Annotated in this window: 18 protein-coding genes; 11 read left to right on the forward strand and 7 right to left on the reverse strand. The window is 54.2% G+C overall.

The features are described from left to right. Nucleotide 1: 1 nt before the first annotated feature. Both SPI6313_RS09030 and lepB read right to left on the reverse strand, forming a co-directional pair. Nucleotides 2-1,729, reverse strand: coding sequence for a diflavin flavoprotein (locus SPI6313_RS09030; protein ID WP_072620691.1), 1,728 nt, complete (start codon nucleotides 1,727-1,729; stop codon nucleotides 2-4). A gap of 97 nt (nucleotides 1,730-1,826) precedes the next feature. After that, nucleotides 1,827-2,384 carry a signal peptidase I gene (lepB, locus tag SPI6313_RS09035; RefSeq protein WP_072620692.1) on the reverse strand — a complete coding sequence of 186 codons (558 nt, stop codon included), beginning with the start codon at nucleotides 2,382-2,384 and terminating at the stop codon, nucleotides 1,827-1,829. A 195-nt stretch (nucleotides 2,385-2,579) separates the two neighbouring features. Between lepB and crtD the strand changes: the two genes are divergently transcribed. Further along, nucleotides 2,580-4,127 (forward strand): C-3',4' desaturase CrtD, encoded by a 1,548-nt coding sequence (gene crtD / locus SPI6313_RS09040; protein WP_084668957.1) that lies wholly within the window; start codon nucleotides 2,580-2,582, stop codon nucleotides 4,125-4,127. 48 nt (nucleotides 4,128-4,175) lie between these two features. Here the strand turns inward: crtD and SPI6313_RS09045 are convergent, their stop codons facing one another. Beyond that, nucleotides 4,176-4,439: a cytoplasmic protein gene (locus tag SPI6313_RS09045; protein WP_072620693.1), complete on the reverse strand. Its 264-nt coding sequence runs from the start codon at nucleotides 4,437-4,439 to the stop codon at nucleotides 4,176-4,178. A gap of 288 nt (nucleotides 4,440-4,727) precedes the next feature. On the opposite strand from SPI6313_RS09045, the gene SPI6313_RS09050 reads away from it, so the two are divergent. The 5 genes from SPI6313_RS09050 to SPI6313_RS09070 all read left to right on the forward strand — a co-directional run bounded on the left by SPI6313_RS09050 (nucleotide 4,728) and on the right by SPI6313_RS09070 (nucleotide 10,565). After that, nucleotides 4,728-8,735 carry a magnesium chelatase subunit H gene (locus tag SPI6313_RS09050; protein ID WP_072620694.1) on the forward strand — a complete coding sequence of 1,336 codons (4,008 nt, stop codon included), beginning with the start codon at nucleotides 4,728-4,730 and terminating at the stop codon, nucleotides 8,733-8,735. A gap of 136 nt (nucleotides 8,736-8,871) precedes the next feature. Then, nucleotides 8,872-9,123, forward strand: coding sequence for a type II toxin-antitoxin system prevent-host-death family antitoxin (locus SPI6313_RS09055; protein ID WP_072620695.1), 252 nt, complete (start codon nucleotides 8,872-8,874; stop codon nucleotides 9,121-9,123). Continuing rightward, complete coding sequence (locus tag SPI6313_RS09060) at nucleotides 9,120-9,374, forward strand: Txe/YoeB family addiction module toxin (RefSeq protein ID WP_072620696.1); 255 nt, start codon at nucleotides 9,120-9,122, stop codon at nucleotides 9,372-9,374. Before SPI6313_RS09055 ends, SPI6313_RS09060 begins: the two co-directional genes overlap by 4 nt. A gap of 74 nt (nucleotides 9,375-9,448) precedes the next feature. Then, nucleotides 9,449-10,288: a hypothetical protein gene (locus SPI6313_RS09065; RefSeq protein ID WP_072620697.1), complete on the forward strand. Its 840-nt coding sequence runs from the start codon at nucleotides 9,449-9,451 to the stop codon at nucleotides 10,286-10,288. Between the two features lie 31 nt (nucleotides 10,289-10,319). Further along, a complete protein-coding gene (locus SPI6313_RS09070; RefSeq protein ID WP_072620698.1) occupies nucleotides 10,320-10,565 on the forward strand; it encodes a hypothetical protein in 246 nt (81 codons plus the stop codon). A 199-nt stretch (nucleotides 10,566-10,764) separates the two neighbouring features. Here the strand turns inward: SPI6313_RS09070 and SPI6313_RS09075 are convergent, their stop codons facing one another. Both SPI6313_RS09075 and SPI6313_RS09080 read right to left on the reverse strand, forming a co-directional pair. Next, nucleotides 10,765-12,912 carry a tetratricopeptide repeat protein gene (locus SPI6313_RS09075; protein ID WP_072620699.1) on the reverse strand — a complete coding sequence of 716 codons (2,148 nt, stop codon included), beginning with the start codon at nucleotides 12,910-12,912 and terminating at the stop codon, nucleotides 10,765-10,767. Nucleotides 12,913-13,138: 226 nt separating this feature from the next. Continuing rightward, a complete protein-coding gene (locus SPI6313_RS09080) occupies nucleotides 13,139-13,645 on the reverse strand; it encodes a hypothetical protein (protein WP_072620700.1) in 507 nt (168 codons plus the stop codon). A 235-nt stretch (nucleotides 13,646-13,880) separates the two neighbouring features. Between SPI6313_RS09080 and serA the strand changes: the two genes are divergently transcribed. The 5 genes from serA to SPI6313_RS09105 all read left to right on the forward strand — a co-directional run bounded on the left by serA (nucleotide 13,881) and on the right by SPI6313_RS09105 (nucleotide 19,801). Continuing rightward, a complete protein-coding gene (gene serA / locus SPI6313_RS09085) occupies nucleotides 13,881-15,461 on the forward strand; it encodes a phosphoglycerate dehydrogenase (protein WP_072620701.1) in 1,581 nt (526 codons plus the stop codon). Between the two features lie 109 nt (nucleotides 15,462-15,570). Further along, nucleotides 15,571-16,494, forward strand: a complete 924-nt coding sequence (gene prmA, locus SPI6313_RS09090; RefSeq protein WP_072620702.1) for a 50S ribosomal protein L11 methyltransferase — start codon at nucleotides 15,571-15,573, stop codon at nucleotides 16,492-16,494. Between the two features lie 211 nt (nucleotides 16,495-16,705). Next, on the forward strand, nucleotides 16,706-17,782 hold the full coding sequence (locus tag SPI6313_RS09095; RefSeq protein WP_072620703.1) for a hypothetical protein: 1,077 nt from the start codon (nucleotides 16,706-16,708) through the stop codon (nucleotides 17,780-17,782). 89 nt (nucleotides 17,783-17,871) lie between these two features. Next, a complete protein-coding gene (ahcY, locus tag SPI6313_RS09100; RefSeq protein WP_072620704.1) occupies nucleotides 17,872-19,149 on the forward strand; it encodes an adenosylhomocysteinase in 1,278 nt (425 codons plus the stop codon). Nucleotides 19,150-19,399: 250 nt separating this feature from the next. After that, complete coding sequence (locus SPI6313_RS09105; RefSeq protein ID WP_072620705.1) at nucleotides 19,400-19,801, forward strand: hypothetical protein; 402 nt, start codon at nucleotides 19,400-19,402, stop codon at nucleotides 19,799-19,801. On the opposite strand, the gene SPI6313_RS09110 is transcribed toward SPI6313_RS09105, so the two are convergent. Continuing rightward, nucleotides 19,788-21,992 carry a ComEC/Rec2 family competence protein gene (locus tag SPI6313_RS09110; protein WP_072620706.1) on the reverse strand — a complete coding sequence of 735 codons (2,205 nt, stop codon included), beginning with the start codon at nucleotides 21,990-21,992 and terminating at the stop codon, nucleotides 19,788-19,790. The genes SPI6313_RS09105 and SPI6313_RS09110 overlap by 14 nt on opposite strands. A 46-nt stretch (nucleotides 21,993-22,038) precedes the next feature. Further along, nucleotides 22,039-22,890, reverse strand: a complete 852-nt coding sequence (locus SPI6313_RS09115) for an urease accessory protein UreD (RefSeq protein WP_217650554.1) — start codon at nucleotides 22,888-22,890, stop codon at nucleotides 22,039-22,041. Nucleotides 22,891-22,935: the final 45 nt, after the last annotated feature.

Consider the following 22,935-nt stretch of genomic DNA (forward strand, 5'->3'; position numbering starts at 1 on the left):
CTTAATAGTAGTTGCCGACTTTGCGGTGATGGACGGCGGTGCGGGCCTCGGTTTTCGCCACCCGGCCATCGGTCACTTGACTGTAAACAATCCAGTGATCCGGCACATCCATGCGGCTCACCACTTCGCATTCTAAATAGGCAAGAGCATCGGCGAGAATCGGCGCACCGTTGTTGGCTTGGCGGGTTTCGATGCCTTCAAAACGGTCTTGACCGGGCTTAAACCGCTTGAGGAAATGTTTCATCAGGGGTTGATAGTTGCCGTCTTCAAGAACGTTGAGGACGAAGCGATCGCCCACCTGCATCAAGGATTCAATGGCGCGATCTTTGGCCACCGCGATCGACACCCCAAAGGGTTCAAAACTCGCTTGGCTCACCCAAGAGGCTAACATCGCCCCTTTCACATCACTCTTTTGAGCCGTAATGATATACAAGCCGCCACTGATCCGCCCGATCGCCTTATCCAAATCACTATCGAGGGATTTGCGCTTTTTAATACTCTTCTCACGGCTGAGGAATTGCCCCAAATCCGTCCCCGCTTCATCACAGAGTTGGTAGAGCGCTTCATCGGGATTATCTTTGATCCGAATACTGGGAAACGCCACGGTTACGCCCAGGTTGCGGAATTTGGTGAGGAGCGGATCAAGAGGTTCATCATCACTGCCGTAGGATTCCAGCAAGCCCACCACCTGCTTATCGTTGGCGGAGGCGAGGATCGTGCTCAGGCTCGTGGATGCTTCGGTAGCCTTGTCCCCAGCGGCGGGGGGCATCGCAATCACTAGCCCGGCGGCCCGTTCGGCCAATTCCCGAATTTCCTGCTGATCTTCGCCGATCATGTCCATCATTTCGACGGCGATACCGGTTTTCGTGATGCCGTGGGCGATCGCTTGGGAGAGGCGATCGCTATATCCATAGTCCGACACATAAAACACCGCCACCACCGTTTCGCCCTTGGTTTGGGACACTGACCAATCGTGGTAACGCTGGATCAACTCGTGGGCATTGTGGCGCAAGAGCGGGCCGTGACCATTGGCTACCGTTTCCACCTCGCCTAAATTCTTCATCCGCTTAATCGCCCCTAAGACCGATCGCGCATTGGGGCCCATCAAACAGTCGTAATAGAAGCGATAGTCCGGCTCGATGGCGCTCAACTGCACATCAAACAGGTCATCGCTGCAATAGTGCAGCCCGAACACATCGCAGGTGAAGAGGGTCTGCGTGCCCCAGTCGTAGGTGAGGATTGTATCGGGCCAATGGAGGTTTGGGGCGTTGACGAATTCGAGGACGTGATCTTTGCCGAGGTCGATTTTGTCGCCACTTTTGACGATCTGCCGTTGGAAATCTTGGTGAATGAAGCCTTCGAGAAATTGGATCGCCACTTTTGAACCCACAACCGTCGCGTTTGGAGCCATTGCGAGGACATCTTTCACTAAACCGCTGTGATCGGGTTCGGTGTGACTGATCACGAGGTAGTCAATTTGGCTGGGGTCGATCTGACCCGTGAGAGCGTCAAGGTAAAGCTGTTTAAATTTGGCGTGGGAGGTATCGACGATCGCCAGTTTATCGCCGCGAATGATGTAGCCGTTGTAGGTTGTGCCATTTTGCAGGCCGAATTCAATATCGAAGCGATCGCGATCCCAATCCAGCGATCGGATCACCGTGGTATCGGCGGCAACCTCAGCGATTTGGATGGTTAGGCGTTTTTGGGCTTGTTCGGCGGTGGCAACCATGCGACAACCTCCTTCACAGTTGTTAACAGTATTTAATCTGTTTACATTGTGCCACGCTGACCGAGGCGGTTGGGATTACGGTTCGTTATGGCGTTAATTAAAGCCAGCCGATGCGCTTGGGGGGCCAAAAGCGGAACACGGCGCGGCCAATCACGTTGGTTTCCGGCAGCACGCCCCAAATATGGGAATCATTGCTGTTGTTGCGGTTGTCCCCCATGACGAAGAGGCGATGGTCTGGGACGGTGCGATCGCTCAGTTCGTAGTGGGGCGGCGCGGCGGTATAGGGTTCGGTGAGGGGTTCATCGTCGCGGTACACCTGGTCATCGTGAACGCTGATGTGATGGCCGCCCGTGGCCATGACGCGCTTGATGAAGGCTTGTTTGGGGAGATAGCCGTATTCTTGCAGCAGACTGGGGGGATTGAACACAATCACATCGCCCATGGTGGGGGGATGGAAATGATAGGACACCTTTTCGACAACGACGCGATCGCCCGTTTCCAGGGTCGGCAGCATTGAATCGGAGGGAATATAGCGCGGTTCCGCGAGAAAGGAGCGAATTAAAAAGACGCAGAAAAGTGCGATCGCGATCGTTTTAACGTTCTCCCAGAGCGAGGCTCGCCATTGGGGAACAGGACTAGGGTTAGGCTCGGTCATCAGCGTTTGCAAGGTGAGGGCAGCCCAGAGCAGGCACGAGTTCCAATGTATCGCAAATGTCCGAGGGTTTTACCGAGGGCTTACCCTATCCCTAGCGGGAGGCTTCGCCAACGACAGGCTCAGGGTACGCTCAAGGTTTTTAGGGTGCGCTCTATACTGAGAAAAGCGTTACAAAAGTTTACAGAATTTGAGATCATGTCGGATGCCATTGTGATCGGAGCGGGGATTGGCGGTTTAACGGCTGGTGCATTGCTGGCTAAAGCAGGCTATCAAACCGTGGTAGTAGAACAGGCAGCCGTGCCGGGGGGCTGCGCGTCCACGTTTCAGCGGCGGGGCTTTACCTTCGATGTGGGGGCGACTCAAGTGGCGGGCTTGGAACCGGGGGGCATTCATCACCGGATTTTTAACGAGTTGGGGGTGGAGTTGCCGCCCGCATCGTTTTGCGATCCGGCTTGTGCGGTGTTTTTGCCGGGGGAGACGGAGCCGATTCGGGTGTGGCGTGATCCGGAACGGTGGCGGGAGGAGCGATCGCGCCAATTTCCCGGCAGTGAGCAGTTTTGGTGGCTGTTAAATCAACTGTTCCAAATTAGTTGGCGGTTTCAGGGGCGCGATCCGGTGTTGCCGCCCCGTAATGGCTGGGATCTGGGGCAATTGATCGGGGCGTTGCGGCCCGATACATTGCTGACGGCTCCCTTTGCGGCGCTGACGGTGGGGGATGCCCTGCGTCTTTTGGGGTTGGGGTCGGATCAGCGGTTGCGGACGTTTCTCGATTTGCAATTGAAACTCTATTCCCAGGTGGACGCAAACGAAACGGCTCTTCTTTACGCGGCGACGGCGTTGGCGGTATCCCAAACGCCCCAGGGATTATTTCACCTCCACGGCAGTATGCAGGTGTTGAGCGATCGCCTCGTCACCGCCTTAGAAAAACACGGCGGTCAATTGCGCCTCAATCATCGAGTGATGGCCATTCATCACGATCGCGGCACAGTCCAAAGCGTGACGATTCAGCAGGGGAAGACGGGAGAAACGGAGCAATATCGAGCCGATGAGGTGGTGGCCAATGTGACAGCGCATAATTTGATTGAGCTGCTCGATCCGACCCCCAGCCCACAACCCACGCCCGCCCCGATTTTCCCCCCCACCACTTGGCTGAATCAGCGGCAATATTGCGATCGCATCACCCAACTGCCCCAACCCAGCGGCGCGTTTGTGGTCTATTTAGGGGTCGATCGCGCTGCCATTCCCGCCGACTGTGCGCCCCATCTGCAATTTCTCTACGATCCGGCGGGAGAGATTGGCGAAAATAATTCGCTCTTTGTGTCCGTGAGTCAGCCGGGGGACGGTCGCGCTCCGGAGGGTCAAGCCACGATTATCGCGTCGTCGTTTGTGGATGTTGCGCCCTGGTGGGATTGCGATCGCGCCACCTACAACGCCCAGAAAAAGCACTGGACAGAAGATGCGATCGCGAAACTCAACCGCTACTTTCACCTCACCCCCGACACAATCAAACATTTTGAAGCCGCCACCCCCCGCACCTTCGCCCGCTACACCGCCCGCCAACAGGGCTACGTCGGCGGCCTGAGTCAACGCCTCGCCACCTTTGGCCCCTTCGGTTTTGGCACACGTACCCCGTTCCCCCATCTTTGGCTCGTGGGCGACTCCACCCACCCCGGCGAAGGCACAGCCGGAGTTAGCTACTCCGCCCATACCGCCGTCCGCCAAATCCTCGCCCAAAAATCCTAAGGATTCCATCCGGAAACAAGAGGCTAAAGCCCCTTGACTAGCATTGGCTCAAAACCAATGAGCCTGCATGGTGCGGAGAAATTCAGGGGTGATCGGGTAGCCGGAAGCGGAGCCGATCACCGAGTCAATGCCACAGTGGGGACAGAGGGCGGTTTGGTCAGCGGGGCGATCGCCGTCTTGCACCCATTCTTTGATCTGGGACGGTGGAAAAATCTGGCAGCAGTAAAAGCAGCCGCAGGTGTCGCTGCGCTGGATTGCGTCGTAATGGCGAATCGAATGGGTGTGGGCGGTGATGTGGGGTGGTTCGGTCATGGTGCGATCGCGATGGTGTGCTTGTTCCGTTCCGGATCAGAATGCAAGAACCCCATGGTGGTAAAGATGAAGGAATTAAGAAGTAAACGCTCTTAAAAATGTCAAGTTTTGTAACGAAGATGTGATTTTATTTTATCAAATTATGTCAAAGTCCCACGGCATCAGGGATCGGGGGGACATTTTTTGGTAAAACCTAACACTGAGTATCTAAAAATTCAGGGTTTAAATCAGTTCCACGTTTGATTAACCCTGACCCCATGACAGAACACCAGAGGAGACCGGTTATTTATGTTCACCCACGTCAAGTCCACCATTCGCAGCATAACGCCCGCCGATCAGGACAGTCGCTCCATCGTGAAGGTGGTCTATGTCGTGCTTGAACCCCAGTATCAAAGCACGCTGACCGCTGCCGTTCGTTCGATCAATAAGAACAATCCGAACGTTGCCATTCAGGTGAGTGGATACTTAATCGAGGAATTACGCAGTGAAGAAAATTACGAGGCGTTTAAGCAGGATATTGCCGACGCGAATATATTCATCGCCTCGTTGATTTTCATTGAAGACCTTGCCGATAAGGTGGTGGCAGCGGTGCAACCGCATCAGGAGCATTTGGATGTGTCGATTGTGTTTCCCTCGATGCCCCAGGTGATGCGCCTCAATAAGATGGGCAGCTTCACGATGGAGAATTTGGGGCAATCGAAGAGTGCGATCGCGCAATTCATGCGCAACCGCAAAAAGCAGTCCGGCTCTTCGTTCCAAGACAGTATGTTAAAGGTGCTGCGGACGCTGCCGAAGGTGTTGAAATATTTGCCGGTGGATCGCGCCCAAGATGCCCGCAACTTCATGCTCAGTTTTCAATATTGGCTGGGGGGTTCGGCGGATAACCTGGAAAACTTCCTGCTGATGTTGGCGGATAAATATGTCTGCAAGGACGATCAGCACCAACTGCAATATGCTGATCCGGTGGTGTATCCGGATATGGGCATCTGGCATCCCCTCGCGCCGAAGATGTTCGAGAATGCCGATGAATATTGGGCATGGTTCAATAGCCGCGATGATATTACCGAAGAATTGCGCGATCCCCTTGCGCCCTGTGTGGGTCTGGTGTTGCAGCGGACGCACCTCGTCACGGGCGATGATGCTCATTATGTGGCAATCGTTCAAGAATTTGAAGTGATGGGGGCGCGGGTGATTCCGGTGTTCTCTGGGGGCTTGGATTTTGCGAAGCCGGTGGATGAATATTTCTGGGATAAGCGGATTAAGGGCGTTGAACCGACGACCTATGTGGATGTGGTGGTGTCTCTGACGGGGTTTGCCCTGGTGGGTGGCCCGGCGCGTCAGGATCATCCGAAGGCAATCGAATCCCTGAAACGCTTGAACCGTCCCTATATGGTGGCGTTGCCCTTGGTGTTCCAAACGACGGAAGAATGGGAAGAGAGTGAATTGGGCTTACACCCGATCCAAGTGGCGTTACAGATTGCGATTCCGGAATTGGATGGGGCGATCGAGCCGATCATTCTCTCTGGCCGGGATGGGGCAACGGGACGAGCGATCGCACTGCAAGACCGGGTCGAAGCGATCGCCCAACGCGCCATGAAATGGGCCAACCTCCGCAAAAAGCCCAAACTGGATAAAAAAGTCGCGATCACCGTCTTCAGCTTCCCCCCCGACAAAGGCAACGTGGGAACTGCGGCCTATCTCGACGTATTCGGCTCCATCTACGAAGTGATGCAAGCCCTGCAACACAACGGCTACGACATCGACGAACTCCCCGACTCTCCCCAAGCCCTGATGGAAGCGGTGATCCACGATGCCCAAGCCCAACTGGCCAGCCCCGAACTCAACGTGGCCTACAAAATGTCGGTGATGGAATATGAACGCCTCACCCCCTACTACGAAAGCCTCAAAGAAAACTGGGGTGATCCGCCGGGACACCTCAACACCGACGGTCAAAACCTCTTGATCTACGGGAAACACTTCGGCAATCTGTTCATCGGGGTACAGCCCACCTTCGGCTATGAAGGCGACCCGATGCGCCTCCTGTTCTCCCGTTCCGCTAGCCCCCACCACGGGTTCGCCGCCTACTACACCTATTTAGAACAAGTGTGGAAAGCAGATGCCGTGCTGCACTTCGGAACCCATGGCTCCCTAGAATTCATGCCCGGTAAGCAAATGGGGATGTCTGGCGCGTGCTATCCCGACAGCCTGATCGGGTCAACCCCGAACCTCTACTACTACGCCGCCAACAACCCCAGCGAAGCCACGATCGCTAAACGGCGCAGCTACGCCGAAACCATCAGCTACCTCACCCCCCCCGCTGAAAATGCCGGGCTCTACAAAGGGCTGAAGGAACTGAGCGAATTGATCGGCTCCTACCAAGGCTTGAAAGAAGGCGGCCGGGGGATTCAGATCGCCCTGACCATCGCAGACCAAAGCATCATCCTCAACCTTGACAAAGACATCCCCGAACTGGCCGATCCCGATGCCCTCAAAGCGAAACTCCAAGATCCCGATGCAGGCGAAATCCGTGATAACTTCATTGGTTCGGTGTATCGTCGCTTGATGGAAATCGAGTCGCGCCTCTTGCCCTGTGGGCTGCATGTGATTGGCAAACCGCCCACAGCCGAAGAAGCCGTGGCCACCTTGGTGAATATCGCCAGCTTGGATCGCGAAGAAGAGGGCTTGAAAAGTCTAATGCGGATCATCGCGGAGAGCATTGGTCGCAATATGGAAGAGGTCTATCGGAACAGCGATCGCGGCATCCTCGATGATGTCAATCTGCTCCAAGACATCACCACCGCCACCCGTGCCGCCGTCGGAGCCTTAGTACAAGCCCAAGTCGATAGCGATGGCCGCGTCTCGATGCTCTCGAAACTCAACTTCTTCAACCTCGGCAAAAAAGCCCCCTGGGTCGAATCCCTCCACCAGTCCGGCTATCCCAACGTCAGCGAAGACGACCTCAAACCCCTATTTGAATACCTCGAATATTGCCTAGAGCAAGTCTGCGCCGACAACGAACTCGGTGCGCTCCTCAAAGCCCTCGAAGGGGAATATGTTCTCCCCGGCCCCGGCGGTGACCCGATCCGGAACCCCCTCGTCTTGCCCACCGGCAAAAACATCCACGCCCTCGATCCCCAGTCGATCCCGACCCTTGCCGCCGTCCAATCGGCCAAAATCGTCGTCGATCGCCTCCTCGAACGGCAACGCCTCGACAACGGCGGCAACTACCCCGAAACCATCGCCTGCGTCCTCTGGGGAACCGACAACATCAAAACCTACGGCGAATCCCTCGCCCAAATCCTTTGGATGGTGGGCGCGAAACCCGTCCCCGATGCCCTCGGTCGGATCAACAAGATCGAACTGCTCTCCCTCGAAGAGTTGGGCCGTCCCCGCGTTGATGTGGTGGTGAACTGCTCCGGTGTTTTCCGCGATCTATTCATCAATCAAATGGCGCTCCTCGACCAAGCCGTGAAAATGGCCGCCGAAGCCAACGAACCCCTAGAGATGAACTTCATCCGCAAACATGCGATGGAACAAGCCGAGGAAATGGGGATCAACCTCCGCCAAGCTGCCACCCGGATTTTCTCCAATGCCTCCGGTTCCTATTCGAGCAACATCAACCTAGCCGTTGAAAATAGCTCCTGGGAAGAAGAGAAGGAATTACAAGATATGTACCTCAACCGCAAATCCTTTTCCTTCAACTCTGACAATCCCGGCATCATGGACGAAAACCGCGAGGTGTTTGAGTCGGCATTAAAAACTGCTGATGTGACATTCCAAAACCTGGATTCGTCGGAAATCAGCCTCACGGATGTGTCCCACTACTTCGATTCTGACCCTACGAAGGTGGTGTCGAGTCTACGGGACGACGGCAAAAAACCCGCTGCCTACATTGCCGACACGACGACGGCCAATGCCCAGGTGCGATCGCTTTCCGAAACCGTCCGCCTCGATGCCCGCACCAAGATGCTCAACCCGAAATGGTACGAAGGGATGCTCTCCCACGGCTACGAAGGGGTGCGCGAACTCTCCAAACGCCTCGTCAACACCATGGGCTGGTCTGCCACAGCCGACGCGGTGGATAACTGGGTTTATGAAGACACCAACAGCACGTTCATCGAAGACCCCGAAATGTGCAAACGCCTCATGGATCTCAACCCCAACTCATTCCGCCGTATGGTCGGCACACTCCTTGAGGTCAACGGTCGCGGCTACTGGGAAACCTCCGAGGAAAACATCGAACGCCTCCAAGAACTCTACCAAGAAGTCGAAGACCGCATCGAAGGCGTGGAGTAAATCGCCACTCGATGACTAACCGTTTAGGTTTAAGGCATAGGACGCTCTCCTGTGCCTTTTTTCGGGTCTATAGCTGCTAATTTCGTTAGCATAATGATCGGATGATCATCCACAATTCTTGGAGGCTAACGGTCTAATGGAGCACATTACGGATCAAATGCTTAACGCTAATTTAGCGGCAACCTTAAATAAGGTTTGTGACAGTCACACACCGATCACAATCACTCGTAGTGATGGTCAAGCGGTGGTGATGCTTTCACAAGAAGAGTATGAATCTTTGGCAGAAACGGCCTATTTATTGCGCAGTCCTACTAATGCCCGACGATTACTCGATTCCATTGCAGAGTTAGGCTCTGGTGGCGGCCAAGAACGGGAGTTGATCGAGTGACGCTGATTTTTTCCGAAAATGCTTGGGCTGATTATTTATATTGGCAAGATCGCGATCGCAAAATCCTCAAACGCATCAATACCCTTATCAAAGATATTCAGCGACACCCTTTTACGGGGATTGGCAAACCAGAACCGCTCAAACATGATTTTTCTGGCTATTGGTCACGGCGAATCACAGACGAACATCGCATCATTTACAAGGTTGACAACAATTCGATCCAAATCGCCCAGCTTCGTTATCACTACTAATAGTTAAAGTGTGCCTATGTATTGAATTGTACAGACCCAACTATAAACCCCAAAAATTCAAAGAGGTGAAAATCATGCCTAAGCTAAGCGATATAATCGATCACTTGCAGAAGAAGAAAAAACATGAACAACTATGGTACGGCGTTACTTTTAACAGCTTCATGGATTGTCCCTCGTCAGTTGTTTGCTATCCAATCTTTAGACGAATTTTTTCAATTGAGAGCATTATCGTCAAGGTTGAACACCGAGATCATAGAAATCCTTCATACTGTCCTAATCCTGTAGACTACTACTATTCTAAAGCAGCCCCTGGCAAAATGTCAGTTGCTCAGTGGATTGACAAAAGGTTTAATAAATGTTTTCCGCAACTTAAAGCCACTGTTTTAAGTCTTGAAATAAACAATGAAAATATCAGTTATGGATATAAAAAGGTCTCTCAAGGTATTCAGTTATTTGAAGTAAAACAAAAATATGAATATAAACAGATTTCCCAAAGTATTCAGTTATCTGAAAGAAAAGAAAAAGAGAAATGGATACCTCGCTGGTGTGCATATTTTGCAGATCTAAATGTAACACTTTCTTTCCCAATAGATAAATCCAATCGTGAACAAGCTCAGCAAGGTATAACCGCGATTCAACAAGAGCTAGAAAATCATCATATATCAAATGAAGTTGAAAATATATTTGGATTTTGCTGCGGGGTTAAAGTTCATTTGTCCAGGGTTGTCTTGACGGGTGCTCAATGTGCTCAACTCGAAAACTATTTTAGTGAATTAGCAGAAAAACATGGTGGACAAAGTTCGTTTGCCTGGGATGTTGACCAATTCTTGAATGAACCATTTAATGTTAAGAATGTTGGAACTGATGCTGAAGACTTGAAACAGATTCTTGAAAAATCATCATTAAACTCATAGGCAAGTTAAAAAATACTCAATTAAAACAATTATGACTCCCAAAGAACAACTTGTGCATGAACTTGAAGCAGCACCCGATTCTTTAATTAGTGAATTATTGGTTTTTCTGCGCTTGGCAAAGATGAGACATCACAGTCAAACAGAACAGCCATTGTGGGAATTTATTGAGGAATTAGTTGCCGATATTCCCCCAAGTGTTTTAGACACATTACCGAGTGATAGTGCAGTGGAACATGATCACTACATCTATGGGACTCCGAAACAAGGTTTTGTATAGGGAATGAAGTAGATTTTTGCTGATGCATTTTATTGGCCGGTCTTGTTAAATCCAAGAGATGATCCGTTGCAGGTTGACTCCAGCCTAGGGGCGGTGGGGTTGACGGTGGCGATCGCATCTAAGCTTACCCAGCACAACATCAGTCAGGACTTGAGACTACCTTTATTTTCAAGTTTTTTCAATTAAACCGTTCTTCATTTCAAGCCTGATGAATCTCTGACTCTGCTGCCGGAATAACTTCGACTCGTGCAAATTTCAGGCCGGTTACTCCCTGTAAGGGTTCTACGGCTCCCATGGTGCGATCGCAAGTGATCCAACCTTCGCGCTCTAGGTAGCGTAAATAATGCTGATATTCGAGCCATTCTGATTCCGTGGAATAGACAATGGTGAGCATACCGGGTTGGGTGATGCGGGCTTGGTCTTGGGTGGAAATGGCTTTGTCAATGCGCTTTTTAACGATTTCGTAGCGGGTGTCACGTGTGCCCATCACGTCAAAAAGTTTTTCGGTTTGTTCGTCGTGGAAAATATCGACGGTGATATCTTGTACCAAAATTAAATGGGCTACTTGGAGAGGATTATCTTGCTCGTCGCGGAGGTTGAAACAGGTGCGGGCACAGTCACAGAGGGCGCGGAGTTGTTCATATCGTAGGCTGTGGAGATGGAATTGGGAAAATTGGGGATGAATGGCTTTGCCGAGGTAGATCATGTGGTCGATCCCATCGGTGACTTCGGTGTCGCAGTAGTGGGGTAGGATGGTCTGCATTTGGGTTTGCCACTGTTCCCAGGTGTCGCGCAGGTGGGCGGTGATTTGCTGTACAGTGCTGTCGTAGCGGGCGCGGGCGTGATAGATGCAGTGGTGATCGTTGTTGCAGGCTTGTTCGTAGGTGGCGATCGCTTGCTTCACCGCTGGACTGCATTGCTCGAAATAGTCAAAATAGGCCTCCACATGGTCGTGAAGATAGTCCAACGCGGTGACTTCGTCTTCGACTTTGATCCCCTCAGCGAGGCGATCGATTTGCACTTGTAGGTCGGCTCGCACCTGTTGGAGAAAGGCGATCGCTTGGTTTTCAAGGACGCGATCGATAATTGCGATCGCTAAATTAAACTGCGCCAACAGATCCGCCTGAATCGCTCGATTGCGCTCATCAGAAGAGCCGCGAATATCCGACATCCCATACATCGGATACAGGCCCCGAAAAATAATCTGCTCCGGCGGCAACCCCAAACTGCGCCGCTCTGCTTCCTGGGCAAAGCGCCACTCCACCGCCGGATGTACCCGCATTAGTTTGTTTTGATTAGCCTGACGCAGGGCGGTACGGAAGGCGGGGATCAATTGTTCAGCGTAGGCGGCATCGAGTTGATCGTATTGGTGGGGCGTGGGACAGCCCAAAATCACCACCCCTAGCACCTGTTCTGGGCCGCCCGTGCTCAGGGATTGCGACACCGGAATCAACAGCAGCGATCGACAGCCCCGCTCTAGCAAGATCTGCTCTAGGGGAGTGGGGCAATCGGCTTCGAGGTCGGGCACATTCCAGACGCGATGGGCTTGAATGGCTCGCAGGGCGTGGGCTTGTTCTAAGTCCTTCAGGGTCAAGGTTTCCAAGGGTTCAGCCTGCCCTTTGCAAAAGAGGAACGGCTGCACCCGGTTTTGTTTCATGCTGAGGATGAGAGTGGTGGTGGCATGAAAGAGGGCGTGGAGCTTGTGCCCGACGCAGTGGAGATGTTCAGGATCAAAGACGGCACTGCCCACATCCACTAAGACATGATTGAGGCGGCGTAGGGTTTCCTGGGGGGTGATGTCGATACCTTCCCAAATGACATCCCCTTCGATTTGGTAGTTATTCCAGGCGATGCGGGTTTCGAGGTTGGTTTGAGAAAGACTGGCGGGTTGGTGGAGGTCAAGGTCGGCGAGTTCGTCGTAGGTGGGATCAATGCGGTGGGCGCGGAGGTGTTCCCAGCGGAACCAGCCTTGGATGTAGCGGGGTTTGGCATGGTGGGGGCTGTGGAGGGTGAAAATTTGCGGCTCGTCCCAAAGTCGCCAGTCTTGGGGGGCGATCGCCGCAATATCGCGCAAAATGAGGGGAAGCCGTAGCCGTCGTTGGAGAGATTGGCGATCGCGGGACGATTCCGGGGGGCAGAGGTCGAAGAAATTGAGCGATCGCGCCGCTAATTCCGTCGGATCTGTCGGTAACCCCACCAACTGAGCTAAAGCCCCATTCACCGCCAAGAGTTCCCAGGTTTCCGAGTGGAGCGTTGCCGTCAGCAGTTTACCTTGACCCGCCGCCGGGGTCGTTGGCTCCGTACCATTGCGTTCTGAAAAAATATCAAGCAGGTGAGGCTCAGTCATGGCGGGTTCACGGCGAGGGGATGGTTCGGCTTACGATTTAACTTTCATGACTAATTTTTAGCCAACAGAATCTTTTTTCACAAATTTCCTGTTCTCAGCCTACAAAATTTTTGAGATCTTGCCTGCACTGCGATCGCCCGCCAGAACTTCAACCGGTGACGCGATCAGACCGTTTCAGCCGCGCCTTCAGGACTCCGAGGCAAGGCCACGAAGCCCCTGGCTCTGCCTAGAGTTCAAAATAGCCCTGGATGTTTTCCGGCTGACACCCTTCGAGCACAGGGGTGGCCCGCTGTTGGATACTTTTCGACCCCTTCACCGCCACCAAATATTTACCCGCATTGAGGCGATTGCGATAGGGGAGCGCGTCACCGCTGCCGGCGGAAATCCCAATCCCGCCGCCGACGAACACACTGCCCATTGCCCCGCCGATCGCTCCAAACAAGCCCCCCAGAAGATGATTCCCCACTTCCCCCGCCCAGGCAAAGAGGTTGATATGGGTAATGGCATTGAAGGTAAAGCCCGCCGCAAACCCAAAGGGAACCAACCAGATCGCCATCAGCTTGGCCTGTTCGCGGGCTTTCTGGTTAGGGTCAATCAGGCCAAACTCATCCGCACTTTTGTAGCCCCGGCCGAGAATCGTGACTTGATTCATCGGCAGCTTAGCCTGTTCGAGGGCCGTGTAGGCGGCTTCGGCGGTGATGCGATCGGGAAATACAGCAATTAAATAGTTCATGATCAATCCGGCAATGGTGATGGGGATTTAGAGATCCCATACTCTTTCGTAGAATACCAGCGAACCTTGAACACACTACAGGTGGGGGGGAGAATCCGAGGTGCGATCGCCCCCCATCCGCCCAGTTGTGAATTCTTTCCCAAGCATTCCCCGCAGTTCCCCGTTTCCCGATACAATGCCTACTGCAATGCTCCGTCCGTCGGCAGCGTTACAGATTTTCTTAACGTTATTTGTTATGGCTAAAGTCCTAGTATCTGACCCTATCGATCAAGCGGGGATCGATATCCTATCTCAAGTGGCCAAAGTCGATGTCAAAACGGGCTTACCCGTTGACGAACTGATTGCCATTATTCCGGAATATGACGCTTTGATGATTCGTTCCGGCACGAAAGTCACCAAAGCCGTGATCGATGCCGGGACACAACTTAAAATCATCGGCCGGGCAGGTGTGGGGGTGGATAACGTGGATATTCCCGCCGCCACCCGGCGCGGGATCGTTGTCGTCAACTCCCCCGAAGGCAACACCACCGCCGCCGCCGAGCACGCCCTCGCCATGATGTTGTCCCTCTCGCGCCACATTCCCGAAGCCCATAGCTCCCTCAAGGCGGGCCGGTGGGAGCGTAAACGGTTTGTGGGTGCAGAGGTGTATAAAAAAACCTTGGGGGTTGTGGGGCTGGGTAAAATCGGCTCCCATGTAGCCACCGTTGGGAAAGCCTTGGGGATGAACCTGATTGCCTATGATCCCTTTATCTCCGCCGAACGCGCCGAACAACTGGGCTGCCGTTTGGTGGATCTTGACTTCATTTTCAAAGAAGCGGACTATATTACCCTCCACGTTCCCAAAACCCCGGAAACGACGAATCTCATTGGGCGTGATGCCCTCGCCCAAATGAAGCCCACCACCCGGATCATTAACTGCTCTCGCGGTGGGATTGTGGATGAACAAGCCCTTTACGAAGCGTTAAAAGCAGGCACGATCGCAGGGGCAGCCCTGGATGTATTCGATGCGGAACCCCTGGGGGAATCTCCCTTGCGAGACCTCGAAGAACAGATCGTGATTACCCCCCACTTGGGCGCATCTACGGCAGAAGCACAGGTGAATGTGGCCATTGATGTGGCTGAACAGATTCGCGATGTGCTGCTGGGGTTACAGGCGCGATCGGCGGTGAACATTCCGGGGTTGAATCCCAACGTGATGGAAAAACTGAAACCCTATTTGCAACTGGCGGAAACCTTGGGAAATCTCGTCGGGCAGTTGGCCGGCGGTCGGGTCGATCGCTTCAATGTGCGCCTGCAAGGGGATCTCGCCATGGCCCAAAGTCAGCCGATTGTGGTGGCTGCGTTAAAGGGTTTGCTCTCCCAAGCGCTGCGGGAGCGGGTTAACTACGTGAACGCTGCGATCGAGGCGAAAGAACGCGGCATTCATGTCACAGAAACGAAGGATGCGTCTGTGTCGGACTATTCCGGTGCGCTCCATCTGGAGGTGCGCGGTTCCTTGGGTGAGCATTCGGTGACGGGGGTGTTGCAATCCGATGGAGAAATTCGGGTGACGAATCTGGATGGATTCCCCCTCAACCTGCCCCCCAGTGGTCATATGCTGTTTACCCTGCACCGGGATATGCCGGGAATTATTGGTCAAATTGGCTCGATGCTGGGTAATTTCAATGTCAATATTGCCAGTATGCAGGTGGGGCGGAAAATTGTGCGCGGTAATGCCGTGATGGCCTTGAGTTTGGATGATCCGCTGCCGGATGGGTTGCTGACGGAAATTACCCAAATTGCGGGGATTGAAGATGCCTATACCGTCACTCTCTAGGGCCGCTGGTGGGATGTAATCCTGAGCATGGGGTGCGATCGCGCCCCTCCGGCCAGGGTTGAGGGGGATACTGGATGATGATGCCATGTTGATGTATTGAGGACAGTCCATGACAAACCGCTGGTGGGAACTGCAAATTATTGGCCATCCGGCTGCTGAAGATGTAATCTTTTGGCGTTTAACGGAGTTTGGCTGTCAGGGGATGGCCACGGATTTAATTCCAACCCCACCGGAAGAACTGCCAACGCTAGGGACGGAACGAGCGTTACGGGTGCGGGCCTATCTGCCGGAAGCGACCGCCCACACCTTGGATCTGTCGGCGCTCTCGATCTGGCTGCAACAGGATGCGATCGCGGCTGAAATCCTGCCCCCTAAAGTCACCTGGAACTTGATCCGCGAAGAAGATTGGTCCAGCAGTTGGAAAGACCATTGGGAGATCCAAGAAATCGGCGATCGCTTTGTGATCTGCCCGGCTTGGCTATCCGTTCCAGAGAGCGATCGGATTCCCCTCCGCCTCGATCCTGGCTCCGCCTTTGGAACAGGAACCCATGCCACCACCCAGCTATGTCTTGAATCCCTCGAAATGCGCGCAGCGCAATGCACCCCTGAAACCGTCCTCGCTGACATCGGGTGCGGTTCCGGCATTTTATCGATCGGGGCAATCCTCCTCGGCGCAGGTCATGTCTACGCCGTGGATACCGATATCATGTCCGTCAAGGCCACAGTTGACAATTGCAATCTCAACAACATCCCCTCAGAATGCTTAACCGTCAAACAGGGCAGCATTGATCTCGTGCAAGCGGGCCTAGACGACAGCTTAGACGGTTTGATGTGCAATATTCTGGCCGAAACCATCATGCCGATGATTCCCCAGATGGCGAACCTTGTGAAACCGAAAGGCTGGGCGATTCTCAGCGGCATTCTCCTTGAACAAGCCCAAGAGGTGTCCGATGTCCTCGAAGCCCACGGCTGGATCATCGCCACCCTCTGGAAACGCGGCGAATGGTGCTGTTTTAATGTGCGCCGGGGCTAGGCCGCCGTGAATGGGGACTGAATCTGTGAATATTTTCGACGTTTTGGAGTGAAACACCATCACCCCATGATAATGAAACTATCCTGCGCGTTTTGTTTGGACTGTTGTGCAGACGAAGTGTTGAGGGCATCAGAGGGCATCGGAATCACGATTATGGATGGGGGATGAGAATCCATCGCCCATCGTTGCTTTTCTGTCAGGCTGTGGTGTCATGAGTCCGAATCAAGTTACGCAAATTGTCCCGACCTTAACGCCTGATGTGAGTGGGTTAGGGGACTATGCTTTTTTATTGGCGCAGGTGTTGCGCTCCGAGTTTGATCTCACGACCTATTTTGTGCTGGGAAATCCTGAATGGCGGGGTGATGTGGACGTGGATGGGTTTCCGGTGCAGAAAATTTTGCAGCGGAGTCGGGCGGGGCTGTTGGCGCAGTTGAATAGTTCGCCGATTGTGTTGCAGTACGAGGGCTATGGCTATGCGCGGCGGGGATATCCAGCTTGGTTGTGGCAGGGGTTGCATCATTGGCAGGTAAAAACGGCCTCCTGCTGGGTGACGATCTTCCATGAGGTGTATCCCTATGATCATGGCCCTTTTTGGACGAGTTCCTTTTGGTTGTCGCCGTGGCAGCGGCATTTGGCGGGGCAACTGGTGCGGGGTAGTCATTACGCACTGACGAGTAAAGAAAGTTATCGGCGACTGTTGCTGAAGTTGCGGCGCGATCGCAAAACCCCCATTACCGCCTTGCCGGTCTGTAGCAATATTGGCGAACCCACTGGCCTAAGACCCTTGCGCGATCGCGCCCGTCGCCTCGTCGTCTTTGGCCATCCCAACAGCCGCCGCCTCGTGTATCAGCGCGACTACGCTGCCCTTGTCCACGCCTGTCAAGCCTTCGGCATTACGGAACTGTGCGATATTGGCGTTCCCATGGGCAACCCAATCCCCCCGATTCCCAATGTGAAGATGTTGGCATTGGGCATTCTCGCCCCGGCCCAGATTAGCGCCATCATGCAAGATGCGATCGCCGGCTTCATCAGTTTTATTCCCCCCGACTACCTCGCCAAATCCGGGGTCTTTGCCGCCTACTGTGCCCATGGTCTTCTGCCCATCTTGGCCCAACGCGGCAATAAACCCATGGACGGTTTGCTCATCGGTAAACACTACTGGGTAAGCAATCCCGGCCATAGTATTTCCCTCGCCACCGGCCAATGTATCGCCGACAACGCCCATGCTTGGTACGCTGGGCATCGTCTCTATGCCCATGCCCAAACGATCGCCCACGCCATTCGTTAAGCGGGTACGGTTTCACTCACTGCCACCGATGGAAAATTTTAGTTAAAATCGGCGAGACTGAATTACACCCTCTTTAGATCTTAAGTAGTATGACTGCAACCATAACCAAGCCTCAGTACGAGGTCAAAGATATTAATCTTGCTCCCCAAGGGAAAAAGCGGATCGAATGGGCAGGCCGCGAAATGCCGGTGCTGCGCCAGATTCAAGAACGGTTTGCTCAAGAAAAGCCCTTAGCCGGAATTCGCCTCGTCGCTTGTTGCCACGTCACTACTGAGACTGCACATTTAGCGATCGCCCTCAAAAATGCCGGAGCCGACGCAATTTTGATCGCCAGTAACCCCCTCTCCACCCAAGACGATGTGGCCGCTAGCCTCGTCGCCGACTACGGCATCCCCGTCTTCGCGATCAAAGGCGAAGACAACGCCACCTATCACCGCCACGTCCAAATCGCCCTCGATCATCGCCCCAACATCATCATCGACGACGGCAGCGACGTGACCGCCACCCTGATCAAAGAACGCCAAGACCAAATCGGTGAAATCATCGGCACCACCGAAGAAACCACCACCGGGATCGTCCGCCTCCTCGCCATGTTCAAAGATGGTGTGTTGACCTTCCCCGCCATGAACGTCAACGATGCCGACACCAAGCACTTCTTTGACAACCGCTACGGCACCGGTCAATCCACCCTCGACGGTGTGATTCGCGCCACCAATGTGCTCCTTGCTGGGAAAAATGTCGTCGTGGCCGGCTACGGCTGGTGTGGTAAAGGTGTGGCCATGCGAGCGAAAGGCATGGGTGCAAACGTGATCGTGACGGAAATCGATCCCACCCGTGCGATCGAAGCCGCCATGGATGGCTTCCGCGTCATGCCCATGGCCGAAGCGGCTCCCCAAGGCGACCTTTTCATCACCGTCACCGGCAACAAGCACGTCATTCGCGCCGAACATTTCGAGGTGATGAAAGATGGCGCGATGGTCTGTAACTCTGGTCACTTTGACTTAGAAATCGACTTGGCGACCCTGAAAACCATGACCAGCGAAGTCCTCGAAGCCCGGAACTTCACCCAAGAATACAAGCTCAAGACGGGCAAATCCGTCATCGTCCTCGGTGAAGGTCGCTTGGTGAACTTGGCTGCGGCGGAAGGTCACCCCAGTGCCGTGATGGACATGAGTTTTGCGAACCAAGCGATGGCCTGTGAATACTTGGTGAAAAATAAAGGCAAACTTGAACCGGGCCTCCATTCCATTCCCGAAGCGGTGGACAAAGAAATCGCCAGCCTCAAATTGGCCGCGATGAATATTGCCATCGACAGCCTCACCCCCGACCAAGAAGAGTACATCAACTCCTGGACGGTGGGAACCTAAGCCGAGACAGACACCACTGGCGCGTTAACCCGCTCCAGTGAATTCAGGGATACACACCATCAATGAACATTATTGATGGGCTGTGCGTCTAAACAGGGGAGGGGCGATCGCTTCTCCCCTGTTTTGTTTAATCGTGGTCTGATCCAATTGATCAACAGGTCTATGGTGTGCAAACTAGCCTTCAGGATCAGCCATGATTGAGATATCACGAGTTAGGAAACTCATCATGTTTAAGCACCTTATCCCCTCTATGTTATTTTCTACGGCGCTGCTGGGCACAGTGTTGACGGGTGCTGTAGATGCTCAAAATTCAGCCTGTGGATCGAGCACCAATGTGTTTGGCGGCCCATCCCAATGTGTGGGAACCTCTCAAAATAATGCCCTCAGTTGTAATGCGATTCCGGCGAATCCGAGCCATCGCATGAGTTTAAGTAGCGCGATGGCGGTGGAAATTAGCGCCACGGCCAACGGCGGCAGCGGTCAACCAAGTTTGATGATTGTGGGCCCGGATGGGTGTTTTTATGCGATCGCGACTCGGAGCGGCGGCATGGCGAAAATTCCCGGCCTGTGGTCATCGGGGGAACACGCTATCTATGTGGGCGATGTGAATGGGGCAGCGAGTGCCTACACCCTATCGATCACTCAAGATTAAGTCCCGATTGAGCGGTGCTCAACCCTTGGTGTTGTGTCCATTGCACGAGGCCGGTGTCACTGGTCCAGAGGATTTGAGTCTGGGGGGTGGAGAGGGTCTGATCCGGATCAGGTTCGCGGCGACTGAGAATAATCCCCAGCGGGGCGGGAATTTGCGTAAAGAGATCCGGCGTTACTGCGTCTTCCGTGACGACGATCGCATCGGGTAGCGTTTCAAAGGTTGGCCATTGGGTTTGGGGCGCGAGGATCAAGAGCCAGGTTTGGTGCGGATGGTGGAGCCAGAGGAGTGAGCCATCGGCGTTAATGTTGGTGACGGTGGTTGACTGGAGTTGCAGGCTTTGATTGGGGGTGAGGGGGGCGATCGCCGTCAAGGCCTCTGACGCAAGGGATTTTCCTTGAGTTGCGGGGGGAGTTTCCCAAAGTTGCCCTAGGTTGCGATTGGTGGCCAGACTGGGCAGATTGGCGCGATCGCTCTCCCGCAACAGCAGCACCGCATCCAACGTATTCACCCCCGATTGCTGCAAGACCGGGGTGAGTTGATACTCAATCACATCGCGATCGCCTGTGCCCACTAACCCCACCGCGCCCCGATCTTGAATCAAGAGCACCGGATCAGGTGCTGCATCCAACAGCGTCCAATGGACTGCGATCGCCCGTTGATAGACCAAAGGCACCACCAACACCAAAAGCCCCGCCAGAATCACCCCCCAGCGTCGCCACTGCCGCAGCCCCGTGAGGCAAAGCATGATCCACAGACTATACATCACCCCAACTTGCCACAAATCCACCGATCCCACGGCCCGCAAGCTGCCCGGCAACTCGTAAAACCACGCCACAATGTCCCGCAACACCAGCACGGGCCACCCCAGCAACATTGCGCCATAGGAACCCACCACCGGACTAATCAACGCCAAAACTCCACTGGCAAAGCCCCCGATACTAATGATCAAAATCAAAGGCGTAGTGATGATGTTGACAATAATGCTGTAGGGCGAAACGGTTTTGAAATGGTAAATCAAGAGTGGCAACGTCCATACCAATGCCCCGACGGGAACCGCAACAAGCGTCGCAACCGATGGCGGCAACGTTCCCCACTGAGCAAACCGATCCATCACCCAAGGGGTCACTAAAATTAACCCCACCGTTGCCATAAAACTGAGTTGAAACCCCACATCAACAATCCAGAGCGGATCGATGAGCAGTAACGCCGTCGCTGTGACGAGAATGAGACCGAGCGATCGCACCCGTCGCCCCGCCACCAACGCGATCAGACCCACCACACCCATCAACGCCGCCCGCACCACCGATGCCTGAAACCCCGTCAGGCTCACGTAAATCAACAGCGTCATCACCCCCGCCACCAACTGCACCCATTGCGGCAATTTCCCCGTTACTACTTTCACCATCCCCACCAACACCGACACATGAAACCCAGACGCGGCCAAGGTATGGGCGAGGCCAACTTGGATAAATTGGGTTTGCACATCCACCGCCAAATCCACCGCCTTGCGCCCCAACACCATCCCCGCCACCAAAAACCCCGACGGACTCCCCAAGCCTTCCACCAACGCTTTCACAATCCGTTGCCGAATTTGCCAGAGTCCCTTGGGTCGCTCCGTGGGTTCGCTCATTAGTTGCCCGGTAAAGCCCGTAAAAATGCCCTGTTGCCGGAGATAGGCGCGAAAGTCGAAGCCGTCGGGAATGCTTGGGGGCGGGGGATCATAGAGTTTGCCGAGGAGTTGCACCTGTTGGCCAGGAACGAGGCCGGTGCCATGAAGGAGGGGAATTGTGGCGTAGACTTTGCCGGCAATATTGGCGTTGCCGTTGAGTTGCTCGACTTGGAGGATGAGGCGGATTTTTTGCTTGCGGGTGATGCTGGGGGGTTCGGTAATGCGACCGACGATCACCACATTTTTGCCGTCGAGTTGGGCTTGGTGATGGTGAATATCTTGGGGGCTGGGCTGGGGTTGACTGAGGTGAACGTAGCCCACGGCCAGGGCGGCGATGAGTCCGGCACTACACCAAACGCGCCAATCGGGGCCAGCCCGCCACCGGAACGGCAGGATGCGACTGAGGATCAAACCGAGGCTGATCCAAACGAGGGCGATCGCTTCCGGTGCGATCGGTAATTGCGCCGCCAAAACGCCACTTAGATAGGCAATACACACCACGGCCCAAGCCAATCGACTCATTGGTTTAATCTCCCAAGATCGGACAAAATCTCAATGGAGGCGATAACTACCCCCAGATGCGTAGTTTAAGGGGCGGGCGGTCAAGTTGCTGTTGTCGTAAATACTGCCAGAGTGTGATGAACCATTGTTTGACTTCGGTGGTGGATGCACCGCGATAGCGAGCGAGGAGACCCTGGTGCTGGGTGGTGGTGAGGCCGAATTCGCCCTGGGGTGGTGGGGGAAGTTGGCGCAGGGTGTGGAGGAGTTCGGGGGTGATGGGTGGGCCGAACCAGAGAAAACTACCGATGATCGGCTGTTGGTTGAGGCTGTGGGGGTGGTTGACGGTGTCCATGCCGCCGGGTAGGCCTTGGCGATCGCACCAGATCGGTACGCCATTTTGATACAGTTCCAACTGCGATCGCCACATCCCGCTGAGAAACTGTTCCCCCCGCGCCGTGCGACCAAATCGCGTCATTTCCCAGCCCGCAAAGATGCCCCCCGGTTCAAGGTCTATCCGCATCGTCTGGCGATAGTTCGCACCGTTAAAGGCGATCGCTTCTTGGGGCAACCATTCCAGCACCGCCCCCGCGTTCACCTGGGCGGTAATGCGATGCTCTGCCTCCGGGCCATTGCTGCGGTAGAGTTTCGTGGCGGCGGCGGTGGTGAGGAGGGCGTGACTGTCCGGGGCGAGGGTGATCTGGGTGGAGAGGCGATCGCCCCCGACGATCCCCCCAGCGGTATGGAGCATGACCGTGTGACAACAGCGATCGCCTTCAGGATAGAGCGATCGTTGCACTTTGAGCGGCGCACGATGGTACGAGCGTTGTAAAACCGTTTTGCCTGCGATCGCACCATAGTCAAGCTCTAATTCCCCCTGCCAGCCCCCAGCGTCTACATCGTAAGGGTTTGTTACAATCATCTCCATATCCACTCAAAATTCTTTAAATAGGATTAAATAATCTGG

Source organism: Spirulina major PCC 6313 (genome assembly GCF_001890765.1).
Taxonomy (GTDB): domain Bacteria; phylum Cyanobacteriota; class Cyanobacteriia; order Cyanobacteriales; family Spirulinaceae; genus Spirulina; species Spirulina major.